We start from the raw sequence: 18,203 nt of genomic DNA on the forward strand, positions 1-18,203 counted from the left end.
TACGGATGTCACGGATACGGACGTCACGCATACCCCTTCGTACGACCCTCGTTCTGGTCCTCGCCGCGCTGACGGTCTCCACGGCCCCCGCCCAGGCGGCGCCCACGGTCGAGGAGGCCCGCCTCGACCGGGCGGTGCCGCGCGAGATCCTCACGCGCAGCGGATTCGACGCGGTGGCACCCGGCTTCGCCGCCGCGCTGGAGGGCGCCGGGTCCTACGCGGCGGCCGAGCGGGCCGTCCGGCGGCACGGGGCGGGGCTGTGGCAGCGGGCCGTGGACCGGGCGCAGGGGCGCGGCCCGGCGCGTGGCGACCTGGCCCGCGACGACGACCGGCCGCTGTACTGGGCGCGGCTGGCCATGACGCGGGAACTGCGCACCTGGGAGCCGGACTTCGCCCTGTCGCCGCAGGCGCGGGCGGGGCTGCTGGAGCGGCTGGAGACCTCCTCGCGCGGGCAGGACGCGATCCGCTTCCCGGCGGGCAGGGGCGTCAAGCGGGTGCTGATGACCGGCTTCGACCCGTTCACGCTGGACCGGGACATCCGGATCAGCAACCCGTCGGGGGCGGCGGCGCTGGCGCTGGACGGGACGCTGATCCGCACGGCGGACGGGGCGCTCGCCCGGGTGGAGACGGCGGTGTTCCCGGTGCGCTGGGCGGACTTCGCGGAGGGTGAGGTGGAGCGGACGCTGCGGCCGCACCTGCCGAACGTCGACGCGTTCACCACGGTGAGCCAGGGCCGGGTCGGCCGCTTCGACGTGGAGCGCTTCAACGGGGCGTGGCGCGGCGGGTTCGGCGACAACGAGAACGTGTCCGAGAAGGGCCTGGTGCCGGTGGCCGACCCGGCGACGCGGCCCCAGTGGACGACGACGACCCTGCCGTACGCGAGGATCACGGCGGCGGACACGGGCCGGTTCCCGGTGTACGACAACACGTCGGTGACCGAGGTCCCGGCGGGCGGCACGGACCCGGTGGTCCGCCCCGGCGGGCCGACGCCCGGCTCGGCGGCCCGCGCGGGCGGCGGCGGGGACTACCTGTCCAACGAGATCGCCTACCGCGCCACGCTGCTGCGTGACCGGCTGGGCCTCGCGGACCTGCCGGGCGGCCATGTGCACACACCGGTGCTCCAGTTCGGCGCGGGCAACACGGGCGCGGTGGAGGACCCGGAGTTCCTCCGCAACCGGGCGGACATCACGGCCCAGGTCAGGAGCGTCATCGCGGTGGCGGCGTCGGCCGGGTGAGTCAGCGCACGGCGGCCAGGATGTGGCTGTGTCCGTACTGCCACACCACGCCGGCGTGCTCGAACCCGGCCGCCCGCAGCAGCTCCAGGTGGCTGGAGACGGTCAGGTCGTTGCCCTCGCAGCGCGGGTGCCGGTGGCTCCCGCGCTGTGCGAGGAACCGTGCCAGCTCCGGGTCGGAGGCGGCGCCCGACCACCAGGACTCCCAGTCGTCGTGGACCAGGGTCTTGTGCCGTTCCGCGTGGCGGCGCCCGATGTCCCGGGCCAGATCGGCGACCTTCGCGGAGTCCGGGCCGATGTGGTCGCCGTTGACGAGGACGCCCCCGGGGCGCAGCCGCCCGGCCAGTTCGCGGTACACCCGGGCGAGGGTGCGCCGGTCCAGGTAGTGCAGGGCCGTCGTGGACACGGCCGCGTCCACCGGACGGTCCAGGGCCAGCGCGTCGAGCCAGCCCGGCTCGCCGATCATCGCCTCGACGTGGCGCAGCGACGCCGAGCCGTAGTACGCGCTGCCCAGCTCCAGCAGGAGCGGGTCGCCGTCGACGGCCAGCACCTCGGCGCCCGGGAGCCGGCCCGCCAGCCGGGCCGCCAGTGAGCCCGGCCCGCTGCCGAGGTCCAGGACGAGCGGCGTGCCGGGCCGGCCGGCCGTCACGTACTCGACCACGTCCGCGATCACGGTGAAGCTCTCGTCGCGGTCGACCGCGTACCGCTGTTGCTGCTCCTCCCAGCGCTCCACCCACCGCGCGGCCGTCACCGCGTTCACACCCATACCGCTCTCACACCCATGGCCGCTCGTGCCCCTCCGCACCTCGTGACGCTTGCTGCTATTGAAAATCATTGCAGACTGGCGAGGGCGTTGAGCAGCCTTTCGATCTCTTCGGGTGAGTTGTGCACGTGGAGGCTGACGCGTACGGAGTCCTCCTTCTCGCCCCTCCCGGCCTGGCAGTGCCCGTCGGACCGCACCATGAACCCGTGGCTGAACAGCACGAAGGCCACGTCGTGGGCCTCCATGCGGCGATGGCGGAACGTCACCAGGCTCCGGCGGCGCTGCACCGGCGAGCCGGCCGCCAGGCTGGCGCGGCAGCCGAGGACCTCGTACGTGCCGTCCATGCCGCTCAGCCCGTCGGTCAGCAGCGACGTGAGCGCCACCGTCCAGCGCTCGATCCGCTCCGTCCCGGCCGCGTCCAGCCAGTCGAGGGCGGCGGCCAGGGAGGCGATGCCGACCGTGTTCGGGGTGCCCTGCCAGCCGCCGGGCCGGAAGTCCGGGCCGCGCCGCCGCCGGGCCCACACCGCGCCCGTGCCCGGCAGGGCGAGCGCCTTGTGGCCGGAGAACACCACGAAGTCCACGTCCAGTTCCGCCACGGACACCGGCAGGTGCCCGACGCTCTGCGCGGCGTCCAGGCAGATGGGCACGTCCGGCCCCACCACCTCGCGCAGCCGGTGGACGTTCATGTCGGCGCCGTACACGTGGTGGACGTGCGTGGCGGCCACGAACCGGGTGCGCGGGCCGATGAGACGGGCGAGCGCGGCAGGGTCGTAGTCGCCGGAGGCGGCCTGGTACGGCAGTTCCCGGACGCGGACGGCGACGCCCTGGCGGGCGAGCAGCTCCCGCGCCTCCAGCCACGGCGACAGGTTCGCCTCGTGGTCGTGGAACGGGACGACGATCTCGTCGCCGTCGGCGAGGAGGGCGGGCAGCCAGTCCCGCGCGACCGTGCGCAGCCCCTCCGTGGTGCCGCTGGTGAAGTGCACGGCCGACCGGTCCGGTTCCGGATCGCCCAGGAACCGCCTGACCCGGTCGCGGGCGCCCTCCACCAGCGCGGTGGTGGCGTTCGCCCACGGGTAGGAGCCGCGCCCGGCGTTGGCGTTGGAGGTGGTGAGGTAGTCGCGCACGGCGTCCAGGACGGCCTGCGGCTTCTGCGCGGTGGCCGCGCTGTCCAGGTACGCCAGGTCCGGATGGGCGGTGACGATCGGGAACTGGGCGCGCAACGCCCGATGCCAGGAACGCAGTTCCCCGATCTCCGCCGGGGCGCCGGGCACGCCGGTGGCGTCGTCGGTCATCTCCGTCACCTCAATCGCGCACGAGCGGCGCGCCCGCGTCCCGCCAGGCGACGATCCCGCCGGCCAGGCTGCGGACGTCGGGGTGGCCCATGCGCGTGAGCAGGGCGGCGTACCGGGCGGACCGCTCCCCCACCGGACAGGCCAGCAGCACCGGTTGCCGCTTGCCGAAGGGCAGGCCGCCGCGCAGCAGCTCGTCGAACAGCTCGTCGACGATGTTCACCGAGCCGTCGATGTGCAGGGCGGCGTACGCGAACGGGCCGCGCAGGTCGATCACCAGGGGGCGCTCCTCCGCGATCCACTTCTGCGCCTCGGCCACGTCGACGACGGTCGCCGTGCGGGCCTCCGTGTCGGTCAGCGTGGCCACCGAGTTCTTCACCGGCGGGCGCCCCAGCAGCTCGGGACGGCGCTGCCGTACGTACCCGAGGTAGCTCTCCACCCGGTCGCAGACGATGAAGACGGCGCTGCGGCGGTCCGTCAGCCGCTCGTCCAGCGGCCGCAGGTGGCGGACGGCCCCGTAGTACGCGGCTCCGCCGGTCGGTCCGGCGAGCAGGCCGCAGCGGCGCAGCAGGGTCACCATCCCGTCGATGGCCTCGTCGGCGCTGACGGACTCGATCGTGTCGTACGTGGCCGGGTCGAACAGGCCGACCTCCTGCACCTCGTCGGCGTTGCGGATGCCCGGGATGAAGTCGGTCTTCTCGCCGACGAGCCCCACGACGCTCACCAACGGGTCGTGGGCGCGCAGGGCCCTGGCCACGCCGGTGGAGGAGCCGGCGGTGCCGACGCAGGCGATGAACCAGTCGGGGGCCCGGCCGTCGAGGTCGGCGATGATCTCCGGGCCGGTGCCGGAGGCGTGGGCCTCGGTGTTGAGGGCGTTGAAGTACTGGTCGGTGTGGAAGTGGGCGCTGCCGGGCCGGTTCAGCCGCTGGTGGAACAGGGTCAGTGGGTCGTCGGTGTCGGTCGGGTCGAGGCACTCGGACCGGCCGGGCAGCTCCTCGATCTCGGCGCCCAGCAGCAGGAGCAGGTCCTTGATCTCGGGGATGCGCATCCTGTTGGTGACGCTTTTGAACGGCAGGCCGTGCAGCCCGGCGATGAGGGCGAGGGCCTTGGCCGTGTTGCCGCTGGACAGTTCGACGACCGTCTCGCCGCGCTCCTGGGCGGCGGCCAGGCCCTCGCGGGCCATGTTCCAGGCGGCGCGGTCCTTCAGGGAGCCGAACGGGTTGAGCATTTCGAGCTTGGCGTAGAGGTCGATGTTGCGCAGCCCGTGGACGTCCGGGTCGATACGCACCAGCGGGGTGTCGCCGATGGCGTCGGTGATGCTGTCGTACCTCATGTGCGCGGTCCCCCCGGTCGTGTGATCGGCCAGTACTGCTCGTCGAGGCACCAGTGCCAGGAACCCTCCTCCTCGAAGACGGCGACTCTGCGGGCGAGCGGCTGCCGCTGGGCGCGGGTGGCCCCGAAGTCCATGCAGTAGCCGGCGGTGTTGGGGAAGGCGAGGAGGTCGCCCGGGTGCGGCAGCCGGGGCAGGTGGACGGCCCGGCGCGTGATCAGGTCGGCCTCCAGGCAGAGGTTGCCCATGAGGTACACGGTGGCGGGCCGCCCCTCGGCCGGGGTGCCGTCGCGGGGCAGGAGGACCGGGTCCACGAGGACGCCGTGGTCCTCGAGGCCGGCGTCGCCCGCGTTCATCGCCAGCGTCACCAGGTGCTCACCGCCCTCCGCCTGCCGTACGTCCCGGACCGTGCCGAGCGTGAGCCCGCACTGGTCCACGAGCGCCCGGCCGGGCTCGACGTACAGCTCGTGGAGGCTCTCCAGCAGCAGGGTGCCCAGCGGGCGGCCGCCCAGGCCCGGGGCGGGGCGGGACAGCAGGTCGTCCAGGTAGTCGGCGCCCGCGAGGGGGCGGTGGGCCGGGTAGAGGCCCAGGGCGCCCTTGACGGTGCCGTTCTCCATGCGCAGCCCGTAGCCGTGGCCGCCCCACGTCATGGGCGGGCGCCGGCCCATGACCGCCCGGGTCAGTTCGGTGGTGTACCGGTCCCACTGCTCGGCGTGGGCCAGGTAGCTGACGCCGAAGCCGCCCCCGATGTCGACGGCGCGCGGGGAGAAGCCGTGGGCGTACAGCTCCTCCATGGCCCTCAGGCACCCTTCGAGGGCGGCCGCCTTCTCGTCCGGGCTCGTGGTGTCGAGGTGGTAGCCGACCCCGACGGGCTCCAGCGCGTCCCGGTGCCGGTCGGCCGTGTCCAGCAGCTCCTTGAGGGACTTCGCCGGCGTACCGAAGCGGCTGCGGCGGGAGAGCAGGGTGGTGCCCGTCGTCCCGAACTCGGACAGCCGCAGCACGACCCTGAGGCGGGGCAGCCCGTACGCCCGTACGAGCCCGGCGGCCCGCTCCAGCTCGCCCGGCCCGTCGGCGTTGACGGTCGCCCCGGTCCGCGCGGCCAGCCACAGGAACTCCGGGTCCTTGGGGCCGGTCGCCATGATCCGGTCACCCGTCCACCCGGAGGCCAGGGCGTGCCGGAGTTCGCCGAGCGACGCGGCGTCGAGGGCGGCGTCGGTGGTGACCAGGTGCCGGACGAGCGCGCTGGACCGGTTGGCCTTGTGCGCGAAGAAGATCCGGCCGGTGAGCCGCCGGGCGCGGAAGACGGCGCGGAAGCGCTCCACGTTCTCGGCGATCTGGTCCGGTAACACCACGTTGAGCGGCGAGCCCAGCGCGGCCACGAGCGCGTGGAGGAACGGACCGCCCGATGCCAGCAGGGCGGCCGGCCGCCGCTCCAGGCGCGGTTCCAGATACAACGGCCCGGTGCCCGTCCCCGCTGTGTTCATCCGAGCTGTTCCCCCCGCGAGGAATGCCGAACGGCGCCGTCGTCGTCCCGCTCTTTATGCCCAACTTTCCCCGACGGGATGGCCCGGCGGAAGGAGACGGCCGGATTCAGCCCTTGCGGGCCGTCACGCCACGCCCAGGGTGATCCCCAGTCCCACCAGCGTCGCGCCGATGGCGCGGTTGAGGGCCTTCTGGGCGCGCAGCATCGAGGTGCGCAGCCGGGAGTGGGAGAAGAAGAGCGCCACCAGACCGAACCAGACCAGGTGGGTGAGCGACATGAACAGGCCGTAGGCGCCCTGCTGCCAGCGGGCCGTGTCCGGGCCGACGACCTGGGTGAAGGTGGAGACGACGAACAGGGTGGTCTTGGGGTTCAGGACGTTGGTCAGGAAGCCGGTGCGCAGCGCGCCCCAGCGGGACAGGGACCGCTCGCCCGCCAGGTCGACCGTCACGTCCGCGCGGGAGAAGAAGGTCCGCAGACCGATGTGGACGAGGTAGGCCGCGCCCGCCAGTTTGATCGCGGTGAACAGCGCGGTGTTGGCCGCGATCAGCAGCCCCACGCCCAGCATGGTGTACGTGACGTGGACGAGGACGCCCGCCGCCACTCCCGCGGCGGCGAACAGGCCGGTCGTGCGGCCGTGGAGGTAGCTGTTGCGCACGACCATCGCGAAGTCGGCGCCCGGGCTGACGACCGCGAGGACCGTGATGACGGCGACCGCGAACAGCTCAGGCACGCGGGGTCCCGACCGTCTCGCCGTCCACGGCGGCGGGCGGGTCCTGCGGGGCCTCGAGGTCGCGGACCAGCAGCGTCGCGCCCGCGACGGCGCCGGGCATCAGGAACACCGCGACGAACGGCACCAGGAAGGAGAGGGCGAGCGGGACACCGAAGCCGAGGGTGAGCATCCGCCGGCCGCGCAGCATCGCGAGGCGTTCCTTGAGCTCGACGCCGCGCCGCTGGAGGGCCACGGCCGTGAGCTCCTCGGCCAGGAAGAACCCGGAGACGCAGAAGCCGAGCACCGGGACGACGGTCTGGCCGACGACCGGGATGAACCCGAGGGCGAACAGCAGGACGCCGTACAGCACCACCCGCACCAGGACGCGGAGGCTGTCGCGGGCGGAGATCCACAGTTCGCGCCAGAGCGGCAGCCCGGAGCTGGGGACGTCGCCGCCCTCGGAGCGGTCGACCTCCTCGGAGAGCGACTCGTAGAAGGGCTGTCCGACCAGGAGGGTCACGGCGGTGAAGGTGACGACCGCCACGAACAGGCCGAAGGCGAACAGCAGCGCGGTGAGGAAGCCGCGGAAGACGCCCTGCCAGGGCGAGGACCAGTCGTCCGCGAAGGGCGTCGCCCACGCGGTCAGGTCGTCCGCGCCGTACGCCAGACCGGCCAGCGCGGCCGCGTACAGCACCAGGGTCACCAGTCCGGGCAGCAGCCCGAACCCGAACCACCGTCCGTGCCGGCCGACCCAGCGCTGGCCCTTCATCACATAGCCGAAACCCACCCCGAGATCACGCATGGGTGCACCCTATCGGGGCGCGCTGACACCTCCGACGGCCGTCGGGCGTCGCGGGCGGGGAAGCGGCGGAGGGCCGCACCCTGGACGGGTGCGGCCCTCCGGCGCGTACGGGGCGTGATCAGGCGACGTCGAGGTCGACCGTGATGTTGCCGCGGGTGGCCTTGGAGTACGGGCAGACCTGGTGGGCCTTCTCGATGAGCTCCTTGGCGGTGGCGGCGCTCACGTTCGGGATCTTCGCGGAGATCTTGACGATGATCCCGAAGCCCTCGGCGTTCTTGCCGATGCCGACCTCGGCGGTGACGGTCGAGCCGGAGATGTCGGCGCCCTCCTGGCGGGCGACGACACCGAGCGCACCCTGGAAGCAGGCGCTGTAACCGGCGGCGAAGAGCTGCTCCGGGTTGGTGCCCTCGCCGGACCCGCCCATCTCCTTGGGCGGGTTCACGACGACGTCGAGCTTGCCGTCGTTGGTGGCGACGCGGCCGTCACGCCCGTTCTCGGCGGTGGCGACGGCGGTGTACAGGACGTCGGACTGCTGGATCGACATGTAAGAGGTTTCCTCCTGTGATGCGCCGCGACTCGCGCCCACGGTCGCGGCGGGCTGGAGGTGAGCCTATCGGGTGAGCGAGACGATCATCTTTCCGGTGTTCTCGCCGCGGAGCATGCCGAGGAACGCCTCGACGCCGTTCTCCATGCCCTCGACGACCGTCTCCTGGTACTTGAGCTCGCCGGAGGCCAGCCAGCCGGCGACCTCCTGGACGAAGCGGGGCTGGAGGGCGGCGTGGTCGCCGACCAGCATGCCCTGGAGACGCAGCCGCTTGCCGATGACCATCGCGAGGTTGCGCGGCGCGGGGGTCGGCTCGGTGCTGTTGTACTGGGCGATCATGCCGCAGATGGTGGCGCGGCCGTGCACGTTGAAGGAGGAGATCGCGGCCTCCAGGTGCTCGCCGCCGACGTTGTCGAAGTAGACGTCGATGCCGTCCGGGGCGGCCTCCCTGAGCTGGGCGGCGACGGGGCCGTTCTTGTAGTTGAAGGCGGCGTCGAAGCCGTACTCCTCCGTGAGGAGCTTCACCTTCTCGTCGGAACCGGCCGAGCCGATGACCCGGGAGGCCCCCTTGAGCTTCGCCATCTGGCCGACCTGGCTGCCGACGGCGCCGGCCGCGCCGGAGACGAAGACGGCGTCGCCCTCCTTGAAGGACGCCACGTCGAAGAGACCGGCGTAGGCGGTCAGGCCCGTCATGCCGAGGACGCCGAGGTAGGCGGAGAGGGGCGCGAGGGAGGCGTCGACCTTGGTGGCGTGCTTGGCGCTGACCTCGGCGTACTCGCGCCAGCCGAGGCCGTGCAGCACGTGGTCGCCGACCGCGAAGCCCTCGGCGTTGGAGGCGACGACCTCACCGACGGCGCCGCCGTCCATGGGGTGGTCGAGCTGGAACGGCGGGACGTAGGACTTGACGTCGTTCATCCGGCCGCGCATGTACGGGTCGACCGAGAAGTGCAGGTTGCGGACGAGGACGCGGCCCTCGGCCGGCTCGGTGACGGGCGCCTCACGGAGGGCGAAGTCCTCGGGCCGGGGCCAGCCGTGCGGGCGGGCGACGAGGTGCCATGCGCGGCCGGACGCGGGAAGAGCGGACATGCTGCGGTGCCTCCTGGAATTGCTGCGCACCGTGTCGCTTCACGGTGCGCTTGTTCGGTGCGTTTGCCGGGGCGTTTGTTTCACCACCTGAAACAACCATGCGCCTGGATATTTCAGGTTGTCAAGTAAATGAGTATCCTGGAGCCATGCCCAGCAGACGCACAGACCCGCTCACCCTCGAAGTGGTCGAACTCATCGGCACGGTGGTGACCCGCTACCACGAGGAGTACGAGCAGGCCGCCGCGCAGCACTCCCTGACCGGCGCCCAGGCGCGCGTCCTGGGGCTCCTCGCCCTGGAGCCCACGCCGATGCGGCGCATCGCGCAGTCGCTGCGGTGCGAGCCGTCGAACGTGACCGGCATCGTGGACCGGCTGGAGGCGCGCGGCCTGGTGGAGCGCCGGCCGGACCCGGCCGACCGCCGGGTGAAGATCGCCGCGGCGACGGAGGAGGGCCGGTCGACGGCCCGCCGCCTGAGGGAAGCCCTGGACTTCGCCCGCGAGCCGCTGGCCGCCCTCACGGACGAGGAGCGGACGGCCCTCCGCGACCTCCTGCGCCGCATGGTGGGCGGCACGGAGGCCGGGGCGTAGCACCGGGGGTGGGCGCGCCGTGGGGCCCCAGTGCCCGCGAGGCCGGGAATCAGGTCCGGCGCGGAGCTACACGCACCACCACAGGAACCAGTCGCACGACTCCGTCGGCGTCGGGTCCGGGGCGGGCTGCGTCGGCGGCGGGTCGTCGGGGGCCGGGTCGTCCGGCGCGGGCTCGCCCGGTTCGTCCGGGCCGCCCGGCTCCTCGGGGTCGCCGCCACCGTCCGGCGGCGGGTCCGCCGGGGCAGGCTCGTCCGGTGCCGGGGCGTCCGGGGCGCCCGGCTCCTCGGGGTCGCCCGACGGCTGCGGGGCCGACGGACCGGTGCCCGGCTCGCCCGAACGCCCCGAGGCGGACCCGCCGGGCGCGCGCGACGGGGCGCCGGACGCCTCGCCACCGGCGCCCGGGCCCTCCTCGGGGTCCCCGGACGCGGAGCTCTCCGCCACGGGGTCCTTCACCGGGCTCGGGCCGTCCGGCGCCGTGGAGCCCTCCGGCTGCTCGGGCAGCGGCTCCGGCGCCACCGGGTCCTCCTGCCGTACGGCGGTGGCGGCGCCGTCCTCGCCGGGGTGCTCGATCGCCAGCTCGGCCAGGCTCAGCAGGCCGGCCGCCAGGACCAGGGAGACCACCCCGATCAGCACCTTGCGCCCCCGGCGCTTGCGGGCACGGCGCCCCGCCGGACGCGACCGCCGGGCGGGCTGGGCGCGGCGCTGCTGGTTGCGGGCACGCCGGGGTCCCGCGGTCGGAAGCTCCTCGTCCCGGTCCAGCTCGTAGACGTGTTCCGCCGCGGGTATGTGCGGGTCCTCGTGCCGCAGCTCCTCGGCAGGCGTACCGCACCCGGCACAGGCCAGGGCGCCGTTGAGGTGCCGCTGACACTGGTGGCAGTAATCCATGGCGCCCGCAGAGTATGCGGCGCCGGGACACCGGAGATAGCCGGGTCTGTGGAAATCCTGTGTGGAAATGGCCAACGCCCGGCGCGCCGCTCGATTCATGAGGAACGGGCAGGATGTCGGCATGACCCCCTCCGGCACACCCTCCGCCCCATTTGGCCCGCTCGACTTCCAGCTCGTCCTGCTGCGCCGGATGGCCGACCACCAGCCCGGCCTGGTCGAGGACGCCCGCCGCGAGCTGGGCGCGTCGATCGCCGCCATGCGCGAGGCGAACCGCCGCTGGCAGGCGATGACCCGCTCCCCCGGGTCCCGCGGCGCGCTCGCCCGCTACCGCTCCGTGCTGGGCGAGCCGGAGTCCCGTACCCGCCGCGCCGTCGGCGACCTGGAGTGCGACGCGCTGCTGTGGCCCGTGCCGCTGTGGCCGGACCTCCGCTTCGAGGTGCTGGCCGCGCCCGGCGGCGGCCCGGTGTGGAACGAGTGGCTCGTCCGGGCACCCGGTGCGGCCGGGCCGGAGCTGCGTACGGTCGCCGACCTGCGCCCCTGGAGCTGCACCGTGGACGAGGTGGCCCGCGCCTTCCCGGCCCGGCCGATGGAGGGCAGCGCGCCCACCCGGTGGCGGCTGGCGCTCACGCCGCCCGGCGGGACCGCGTGCGTGGCCGAGTTCACCTGGGGGCTGCTCCAGCGGCTCGTGTAGCGCCGGCTCCCGCGCCGGGTAGCCCCTTCGGCCGCTTTCTGTCACCCCGTCAGCTCCCCCGGCGCGCGCCGCCCGCCGCGCGATCGCACGATGCGAGCACGTACCGCTCCTGGGAGGACCGCACCGTGACCGTCAGTCTCGAGCAGCTCCGCCGCTGCCATGTCGCCGTCGACCTGGGGGCCGCCCGGACCCGGGTCTTCGTCAAGGGCGTCGGGCTCGTCGTCGACGAGCCGAGCGTCGCCGCCGTCAACACCCGCACCGGGGCGCTGATCGCCGTCGGCGAGTTCGCGGAGAAGATGACCGGCCGCACCCCCGACTACATCCGCGTCGTACGCCCCGTCTCCGGCGGCAGCGTCGTCGACATCGAGATGGCCCAGCGGATGCTGCGCCACCTCCTCGGCGAGAAGCTCCGCCGCCAGTTGCGCCGCAAGCCGATGCTGCGCGCCGCCGCCTGTACCCCGCACGACAGCGACCCGCTCGCGCAGCGCGCCACCATCGAGACGCTCGTCGGGCTCGGGGCCCGCCGCGTCGAGCTGGTGGACACGCTGATCGCCGCGGCCGTCGGCTGCGGCCTGCCGGTGGAGCAGCCGACCGCCACCATGATCCTGGTGTGCGGGGCGGCCACCACCCAGGTCGCCGTGCTGTCGCTCGGCGCGATCGTCACCGCCGAGCGCATCCCGGTGGGCGGCAACGCGATCGACCACGCCGTCATCCAGTACCTGCGCCACCAGCACGAGCTGATGCTGCCCAGCCAGTCGGTGCGCCCGCTCCAACTCGCCCTGCACGGCAACGGCCTGACCGCGCAGGGCCCGGCGTCCACGGAGATCCACGGGCGGGACGTGGCCACCGGCCTGGCGCGTTCCGTGCTGGTCGACACGGCCGCCGTGCGCCAGGCGCTGCACACCCCGCTGACGGCCGTGCTCGACGGGATCGGGAAGGTGCTGCGCGACTGCCCGCCCGACCTGGTGGCCGACCTCGTCGACCGCGGCATCATGATGGTCGGCGGCAGCGCGCTGCTGCCCGGCCTCGACCAGATGCTGCGCAACGCGACCGGGATGCCCGTGCAGATCGCGGAACGGCCCGACGTCTGCGCCGTCCTGGGGCTCGGGGCCATGCTGGAGGGTCGCATCGAGCCCCTCACGCTGGACCCGCTCGCCGAAGCCGAGTGAGGTCGCGCGGGGACCACGGCCCCCTGCCGCGCCGGTGGTCCCGGCGCCGGCTGACGGCCGGGTGACCGCCGTATGACCACCGGCGGGCTCCCGGCGCTGCTCGAAGCGGTCCTGAACGTCGGCACCGACCTCGGGCTGCGCACCACCCTCCAGCGCATCGTGGAGTCCGCCGCCGCGCTGACAGACGCGCGGACCGGCGCGCTGGTGGTCGTCGACCCCGAGCACGGCAGGCCCGCCGGCCTGTACACGGTGGGGGCGACGGAGGAGGACCGGCGGCGCCTCGCCCGGCTGCCCGGCTCCGACGGCCCCGCCGGGCGGCCCTGCCTCGGCGTACCGGTCCGCGTCGGGACCGACGTGTTCGGCCACCTCCACCTCACCGGCAGGCGCGGCGGGCCCTTCACCGGCGAGGACCTGGCGATGCTGCGCGTCCTGGCCTCGCAGGCGGGCATCGCGATCGGCAACGCCCGGCTGTACGAGGCGGCCCGGCAGCGGGAGCGGTGGATCGAGGGCGCGGCGGCCGTGACGACCGCGCTGCTGACCGGCGACCCCGCCGCCGGCGCGCTGGTGACCGTCGCCGAGCGGGCCCGGCTGCTCGCCGGCGCGGCGGCGGGCGTGGTCCTCCAGCCCACCGGTGAGGGCGGGATGGAGATCGTCGCCGCCTCCACCCCGCACGACCCGGGCGACCTCGTCGGCACGGTCATCGAGCCCGGCTCGCCCGTCCTGGTCCAGTTGCTGGGCGGGGAGCCGGTCTTCGTCGACGACTCGGCCACCGATCCCCGGATGACGACCCGCGTCCGCACCCGGTTCGGGCCCTCCATGATGCTGCCGTTGCGCAGCGGCGGGCGGCTGATCGGCACCCTCGCCCTGCCGCGCCGGCGCGGCGGCCGCCCGTACACGGCGGCGGAGCGGCTGCTGGCGTCGCAGTTCGCCTCCCAGGCGGCGCTCGCCCTGGTCCTCGCGGACGCCCGGCGCGACCGGGAGCGGCTCGCCGTGTACGAGGACCGCGACCGGATCGCCCGCGACCTGCACGACCTGGTGGTGCAGCGGCTGTTCGCCACGGAGATGATGCTGGAGTCCACGCGGCGGCGGGCCGCGCCGGAGGCGGCGGAGCTGCTGGGGCGGGCCGTGGACGAACTGGACTCCACCATCCAGGAGGTCCGCACCGCCATCTTCGCGCTCCAGCAGCCCCCGGCCGACGCACCCCGCTCCTTCCGCGGCCGGGTCCTGCGGGAGACCGGCGGGGCGGCGGTCCCGCTGGGCCTGTCGCCGTCCGTCCACTTCACCGGCCCGGTGGACACCCGGGTCGGCGGGCCGGTGGCCGACCGGCTGCTGGCCGCCCTGCGCGCCGCGCTGGCGGCGGTCCACCGCCGCACGGGCGTGACGGCGGTGGACGTGCGGGCCGACGCCACGGCCGCCCTCCCCGACGGCCGCGCCGCCGTCCGCCTGACGGTCACGGACGACGGCGTACGCGACGACGGCACCCGGGGCACGACGGTCACCTGGGAGTCCGCCCTGGACGGCCCCCGCGCCGGTGCCCCGGCCTCCCCCGCCTGAGCGGCGCCCGCCGTCCGCTCGGGAGGCGCTCGGGAGGCGCTCGGGAGCGGTCCCTACCCGGCACGAGCGGCGCCCGAACTGCGGCGAAGAGCACAGGTCGTACCGCTTCCCGGGCGGCGGCCGCGGGGAGAATGGTGGGGTCCGTGACCACGGACGGACTGCCCTGTGCGGCGATGCGAGGAGGACGACGCGTGAGTTCGCTCTTTCCGGCCCTGGACCCCGGCTCCGGACGGCCCGCGCTCCGGTTCGGGGACCGGTCGCTGACGTACGGCGAACTGAGCGGCGCGGCGGGCGCGCTGGCCGCCCGGCTGGAGGGGGCCGAGCGCGTCGCCGTGTGGGCCACGCCCACCCTGGAGACCGCCGTGGCGGTGGTCGCCGCGCTGCTCGCGGGCGTACCCGCCGTACCGCTCAACCCCAGGACGGGTGAGCGGGAGCTGACGCACATCGTCACCGACAGCCGGCCCACCCTCGTGCTGGCCGCGCCCGACGACGCGCTGCCCGGCCCGCTGGCCGACGTGGCCAGGATCGACGTCACCCCGGACGGGGACGGCCCGCTGCCCGCCGGTCCCGGGGACCCGGAGGCCGCCGCGCTCATCGTGTACACCTCCGGCACCACCGGCCCGCCCAAGGGCGCCGTCCTGCCCCGCCGGGCCGTCGCCACCACGCTCGACGCCCTGGAGGACGCCTGGGCGTGGACGGGTGACGACGTCCTGGTGCACGCCCTGCCGCTGTTCCACGTGCACGGGCTGATCCTGGGCGTGCTGGGCCCGCTGCGGCGCGGCGGGTCGGTGCGCCACCTGGGCACCTTCACCACCGGCGGCGTGGCGCGGGAGCTGGCGGCCGGCGGGACGATGCTGTTCGGCGTCCCGACGATGTACCACCGCATCGCCGAAGCCCTGGAGGACGACCCGCAGTTGGCGAAGGCGCTGGCGGGCGCGCGGCTGCTGGTGTCCGGTTCGGCGGCGCTGCCCCTCCACGACCACGAGCGGATCGCCGCACTGACGGGGCGCCGGGTGATCGAGCGGTACGGCATGACGGAGACGCTGATGAACACCAGCGTCCGGGCGGACGACGTGGAGCCGCGCACCGGCTCGGTCGGGGTGCCGCTGCCGGGTGTGGAGCTGCGCCTGGTGGACGAGGAGGACGGGACGGAGATCACCGCGGACGACGGGGAGACGGTCGGCGAGATCCAGGTGCGCGGCCCGAACCTGTTCACCGGCTACCTCAACCGCCCCGACGCCACGGCCGCCGCCTTCGACGGGACCTGGTTCCGCACCGGCGACATGGCCGTCCGGGACACGGACGGGTCGGTACGGATCGTGGGACGCAGGGCGACCGACCTGATCAAGAGCGGTGGGTACAAGATCGGCGCGGGGGAGATCGAGAACGCCCTCCTGGAGCACCCGGGCGTGCGGGAGGCGGCCGTGACCGGCGAACCGGACGCCGACCTGGGCGAGCGGATCGTGGCATGGGTGGTTCCCGCCGACCCCGCTCGGCCCCCGTCGCAGGAGGACCTCGCCGGCCATGTGGCGGCGCAGCTCGCCCCGCACAAGCGGCCCCGGACGGTCCGCTACCTGGACGTGCTGCCCCGCAACGACATGGGCAAGATCATGAAGCGGGCGCTCCATGGCTGAGCGCCTGTCCGCGCGGGACGTCATCGCGCTCGTCACCGACGCGTTCGCCGAGCACACGCCGCCCGCCCGCTCCTGCGCGCCCGACGGGCCGCTCGGCTGGGAGGGCTACGGCGCCTCGCTCGCCCGCGCGGCCGGCCGCACGGGCGAGGCGGAGTCGGTCGTGTACGGCACGGCGACCGTCGGCGGGCGGCCCTGCGTCACGCTGGCCTTCGAGTTCGGGTTCCTCGGCGGCTCCCTGGGCGAGCGGGCCGGCGACCGGCTGGAGGCCGCGTACCGGCTGGCGCGCGAGGAGCGCGTCCCGCTGGTCTCACTGGTCGCGACCGGGGGCAGCCGGATGCAGGAGGGCATGGTCGCCCTCACCCAGCTCCAGCGGGTCGCCCGGGAGTCGGTGCTGCTGCGGGAGGCGGGCGTGCCGCACGTCACGGTGGTGCGCGACCCGTCGACCGGCGGCGGCTGGGCGACCGTCGGGGCGGGCGCCGATGTGATCCTGGCTCTGCCGGGGGCGCAGATCGGGTTCGCCGGATCGCGGGTGCGGCCGCCGGACGCCGAACCGGCCGCGTACACGGCGGAGGGCCAGCTCGCGGCGGGGCACGTCGACGCGGTGGTACGCCCCGAGGAACTGCGCGCGGCGGTCGCGGCGTGGGTGGCGGCGCTCACCGGCCCCGCCGGGGAGGTCCCGCCTCCGGCCGCCGTGTCGGAGGCGCCGCTGCCCGCCGGCGGCTGGGAGGCGGTCCTCCGGGCCCGCGACCCCGGCCGGCCGCGCGCCGAGGCGTACCTGGACCGGTACTTCGAGCACCGGCTGCCGCTCACGGGCGACCGCTGCGGCGGTACGGACCCGGGGCTGCTGTGCGGGGTGGGGCTGCGCCCCGGGGGCGGGGCGGTGGCGTACGTCGCGCAGTGCGGCACGGCGACCCGGCCGGCCGGTTACCGCACGGCCGCCCGCGTGATCCGGCTCGCGGACCGGTTCGGCATCCCGGTGCTCACCCTCGTCGACACGCCGGGTGCCGCGAACGACGCGGAGGCGGAGCGGGCGGGGGCGGGCGCGGCGATCGCGGAGGCGTTCACGGCCGTGGCGGGGGCGCGCGTGCCGGTGACGACGCTGCTGATCGGCGAGGGCGGCTCGGGCGGGGCGCTGGCCCTGGCCGCGCCGGGCAACACCTGGGCCACGCGGGACAGTTACTTCTCGGTGATCGCCCCGGAGCTGGCGGCGGCCATCCTCAAACGGCCCCCGGACCAGGCGCCGCGCACGGCCGAGCAACTACGCCTGCGGCCCCAGGACCTGGTGGAGCTGGGCGTGGTACGCGGCATCGTGTGACGCGGCGTGGTGCCGTGCGGCGCGGGGTGGGTGACCGGGTGGTCGGTTGCGGCCGTGGGTCCGGGTCGGGGCCCCTCCGGGCTCGCCTCCTCGCCGTCGGCGGGGTGCCGAGCCGGTCTCGTAGCCGTATCTCGCCGCCGATCGTCCCCCTACGCCCGGGGGGCGTGGGGGGACCCCCAGCGGGGGCGACCCTGCACGGCCCCTTCTCGCCGTCTCCCCACACCCACCGTCCCGCGGTCGGCGTACGACAGGAGGACCGCCATCCCCCACCCACCGGCCCGCGGACGGCGTCCCACCCGGGGTGGGGCCGTGCAGGGTCGCCCCCGCAGAGGTTGGCGGCAAGGGGTGGGCTCCCTTGCGTGAGACCCAAGGCCGCCGGCCTCGAGGAGGCGAGCCCGGAGGGGCCACGCCCCAGCACCACCGGCGGCAGCCGGGGGCGACGCACCGGGGCGGTCAGTGGGCCGGCCGGGCAGGGCGAAGGGGGCCGCACCACCCGGCAGACATCACCGCCCAGGTAGGCGCGGGGGTGATCGTCTCCAGACGCGCGGTGATCATGGACGCCCACCGCAGGGGCCCGGCCGGGGGCGCCCAACCGAATAACGGGCCGGTGCTCAGTCCTCCGTGAGGCAGTCCCCGGCCAGGGCGCCCGCCTCCGCGGTGTCGAGCGCGGCGGTCAGTTCGTCGAGGCGGGCGCGCAGGGCGCGGACCTCCTCGAGCGGCAGCCCCGTCGCGGCGGCGATCCGGCGCGGTACGCCGAGGGCGCGCTCGCGCAGCAGGGTCCCGGCGGGGGTGGGCCGGGCGGTGACGGACCGCTCGTCCTCCGCGCTGCGCCGCCGCTCGACGTATCCGGCGGCCTCCAGCCGCTTGAGCAGCGGGGACAGGGTGCCGGAGTCCAGCCGCAGGTGCTCGCCGATCCGCTTGACGGGCAGCTCGCCGTGCTCCCAGAGAACCAGCATCACCAGGTACTGGGGGTAGGTCAGGCCCAGGTCCTTGAGCACGGTGCGGTAGACGCCGTTGAAGGCGCGCGTGGCCGCGTGCAGCGAGAAGCAGATCTGGTGGTCGAGGCGGAGGAAGTCGTCGTCCCGCACGGTGCCGAGCGTGTCCATGGCTCCAGAGTACGTGAGCGACGA

General features: G+C 74.8%; 17 protein-coding genes. 7 read left to right on the forward strand and 10 right to left on the reverse strand.

Translation table 11 applies throughout. The features are described 5' to 3' along the window. The first annotated feature begins 5 nt into the window (after positions 1-5). The gene (locus E2B92_RS12945) at positions 6-1,235 is read left to right on the forward strand and encodes a pyroglutamyl peptidase (protein WP_126884101.1); all 1,230 of its coding nucleotides are present in this window, start codon (positions 6-8) and stop codon (positions 1,233-1,235) included. Between the two features lies 1 nt (position 1,236). On the opposite strand, the gene E2B92_RS12950 is transcribed toward E2B92_RS12945, so the two are convergent. The 8 genes from E2B92_RS12950 to E2B92_RS12985 form a co-directional block, all read right to left on the reverse strand. Continuing rightward, positions 1,237-1,998, reverse strand: a complete 762-nt coding sequence (locus tag E2B92_RS12950; protein WP_126884086.1) for a class I SAM-dependent methyltransferase — start codon at positions 1,996-1,998, stop codon at positions 1,237-1,239. 65 nt (positions 1,999-2,063) lie between these two features. Then, a complete protein-coding gene (locus E2B92_RS12955; RefSeq protein ID WP_126884087.1) occupies positions 2,064-3,287 on the reverse strand; it encodes an aminotransferase class V-fold PLP-dependent enzyme in 1,224 nt (407 codons plus the stop codon). Positions 3,288-3,297: 10 nt separating this feature from the next. Next, entirely contained in the window at positions 3,298-4,617 is a 1,320-nt protein-coding gene (locus tag E2B92_RS12960) for a pyridoxal-phosphate dependent enzyme (protein WP_126884088.1), read from the reverse strand. After that, positions 4,614-6,098, reverse strand: coding sequence for a Y4yA family PLP-dependent enzyme (locus E2B92_RS12965; protein WP_126884089.1), 1,485 nt, complete (start codon positions 6,096-6,098; stop codon positions 4,614-4,616). The genes E2B92_RS12960 and E2B92_RS12965 overlap by 4 nt, the downstream gene beginning before the upstream one ends. 123 nt (positions 6,099-6,221) lie before the next feature. Beyond that, positions 6,222-6,827: a LysE family translocator gene (locus E2B92_RS12970; protein WP_126884090.1), complete on the reverse strand. Its 606-nt coding sequence runs from the start codon at positions 6,825-6,827 to the stop codon at positions 6,222-6,224. After that, entirely contained in the window at positions 6,820-7,608 is a 789-nt protein-coding gene (locus tag E2B92_RS12975; protein ID WP_126884091.1) for an EI24 domain-containing protein, read from the reverse strand. The genes E2B92_RS12970 and E2B92_RS12975 overlap by 8 nt, the downstream gene beginning before the upstream one ends. A gap of 118 nt (positions 7,609-7,726) precedes the next feature. Then, entirely contained in the window at positions 7,727-8,152 is a 426-nt protein-coding gene (locus E2B92_RS12980; protein ID WP_073751683.1) for an organic hydroperoxide resistance protein, read from the reverse strand. Positions 8,153-8,218: 66 nt separating this feature from the next. After that, positions 8,219-9,238 (reverse strand): NADP-dependent oxidoreductase, encoded by a 1,020-nt coding sequence (locus E2B92_RS12985; RefSeq protein WP_126884092.1) that lies wholly within the window; start codon positions 9,236-9,238, stop codon positions 8,219-8,221. A 146-nt stretch (positions 9,239-9,384) separates the two neighbouring features. On the opposite strand from E2B92_RS12985, the gene E2B92_RS12990 reads away from it, so the two are divergent. Continuing rightward, positions 9,385-9,825: a MarR family winged helix-turn-helix transcriptional regulator gene (locus tag E2B92_RS12990; RefSeq protein WP_126884093.1), complete on the forward strand. Its 441-nt coding sequence runs from the start codon at positions 9,385-9,387 to the stop codon at positions 9,823-9,825. Between the two features lie 66 nt (positions 9,826-9,891). On the opposite strand, the gene E2B92_RS12995 is transcribed toward E2B92_RS12990, so the two are convergent. Continuing rightward, positions 9,892-10,710: an SCO2400 family protein gene (locus tag E2B92_RS12995; RefSeq protein ID WP_126884094.1), complete on the reverse strand. Its 819-nt coding sequence runs from the start codon at positions 10,708-10,710 to the stop codon at positions 9,892-9,894. 121 nt (positions 10,711-10,831) lie between these two features. Here E2B92_RS12995 and E2B92_RS13000 point away from each other — a divergent pair, with 121 nt between their 5' ends. From E2B92_RS13000 to E2B92_RS13020, 5 genes are all read left to right on the forward strand, one after another. Continuing rightward, positions 10,832-11,401, forward strand: coding sequence for a hypothetical protein (locus E2B92_RS13000; protein ID WP_126884095.1), 570 nt, complete (start codon positions 10,832-10,834; stop codon positions 11,399-11,401). A gap of 125 nt (positions 11,402-11,526) precedes the next feature. Beyond that, complete coding sequence (locus E2B92_RS13005) at positions 11,527-12,570, forward strand: rod shape-determining protein (RefSeq protein WP_126884096.1); 1,044 nt, start codon at positions 11,527-11,529, stop codon at positions 12,568-12,570. Positions 12,571-12,642: 72 nt separating this feature from the next. Next, complete coding sequence (locus E2B92_RS13010) at positions 12,643-14,124, forward strand: GAF domain-containing protein (RefSeq protein ID WP_126884097.1); 1,482 nt, start codon at positions 12,643-12,645, stop codon at positions 14,122-14,124. Positions 14,125-14,315: 191 nt separating this feature from the next. Further along, entirely contained in the window at positions 14,316-15,758 is a 1,443-nt protein-coding gene (locus E2B92_RS13015) for an acyl-CoA synthetase (RefSeq protein WP_126884098.1), read from the forward strand. Next, positions 15,751-17,073 (forward strand): carboxyl transferase domain-containing protein, encoded by a 1,323-nt coding sequence (locus tag E2B92_RS13020; RefSeq protein WP_133087524.1) that lies wholly within the window; start codon positions 15,751-15,753, stop codon positions 17,071-17,073. Before E2B92_RS13015 ends, E2B92_RS13020 begins: the two co-directional genes overlap by 8 nt. Before the next feature lie 611 nt (positions 17,074-17,684). Here E2B92_RS13020 and E2B92_RS13025 read toward each other — a convergent pair. After that, the gene (locus E2B92_RS13025) at positions 17,685-18,179 is read right to left on the reverse strand and encodes a MarR family winged helix-turn-helix transcriptional regulator (RefSeq protein ID WP_126888490.1); all 495 of its coding nucleotides are present in this window, start codon (positions 18,177-18,179) and stop codon (positions 17,685-17,687) included. Between the last annotated feature and the right edge of the window lie 24 nt (positions 18,180-18,203).

Origin of the sequence: Streptomyces sp. WAC05374 (assembly GCF_004353505.1) — a bacterium.
Lineage (GTDB): Bacteria > Actinomycetota > Actinomycetes > Streptomycetales > Streptomycetaceae > Streptomyces.

Excerpts from the sequence above, each read along its gene's own strand:
- E2B92_RS12950 (WP_126884086.1), bottom strand. The coding sequence starts at position 1,998 with ATGGGTGTGAACGCGGTGACGGCCGCGCGGTGGGTGGAGCGCTGGGAG.
- E2B92_RS12965 (WP_126884089.1), bottom strand. The coding sequence starts at position 6,098 with ATGAACACAGCGGGGACGGGCACCGGGCCGTTGTATCTGGAACCGCGC.
- E2B92_RS12995 (WP_126884094.1), bottom strand. The coding sequence starts at position 10,710 with ATGGATTACTGCCACCAGTGTCAGCGGCACCTCAACGGCGCCCTGGCC.
- E2B92_RS12975 (WP_126884091.1), bottom strand. The coding sequence starts at position 7,608 with ATGCGTGATCTCGGGGTGGGTTTCGGCTATGTGATGAAGGGCCAGCGC.
- E2B92_RS13025 (WP_126888490.1), bottom strand. The coding sequence starts at position 18,179 with ATGGACACGCTCGGCACCGTGCGGGACGACGACTTCCTCCGCCTCGAC.
- E2B92_RS12955 (WP_126884087.1), bottom strand. The coding sequence starts at position 3,287 with ATGACCGACGACGCCACCGGCGTGCCCGGCGCCCCGGCGGAGATCGGG.
- E2B92_RS12960 (WP_126884088.1), bottom strand. The coding sequence starts at position 4,617 with ATGAGGTACGACAGCATCACCGACGCCATCGGCGACACCCCGCTGGTG.
- E2B92_RS13020 (WP_133087524.1), top strand. The coding sequence starts at position 15,751 with ATGGCTGAGCGCCTGTCCGCGCGGGACGTCATCGCGCTCGTCACCGAC.
- E2B92_RS13010 (WP_126884097.1), top strand. The coding sequence starts at position 12,643 with ATGACCACCGGCGGGCTCCCGGCGCTGCTCGAAGCGGTCCTGAACGTC.
- E2B92_RS12945 (WP_126884101.1), top strand. The coding sequence starts at position 6 with ATGTCACGGATACGGACGTCACGCATACCCCTTCGTACGACCCTCGTT.
- E2B92_RS12980 (WP_073751683.1), bottom strand. The coding sequence starts at position 8,152 with ATGTCGATCCAGCAGTCCGACGTCCTGTACACCGCCGTCGCCACCGCC.
- E2B92_RS12990 (WP_126884093.1), top strand. The coding sequence starts at position 9,385 with ATGCCCAGCAGACGCACAGACCCGCTCACCCTCGAAGTGGTCGAACTC.
- E2B92_RS13000 (WP_126884095.1), top strand. The coding sequence starts at position 10,832 with ATGACCCCCTCCGGCACACCCTCCGCCCCATTTGGCCCGCTCGACTTC.
- E2B92_RS12985 (WP_126884092.1), bottom strand. The coding sequence starts at position 9,238 with ATGTCCGCTCTTCCCGCGTCCGGCCGCGCATGGCACCTCGTCGCCCGC.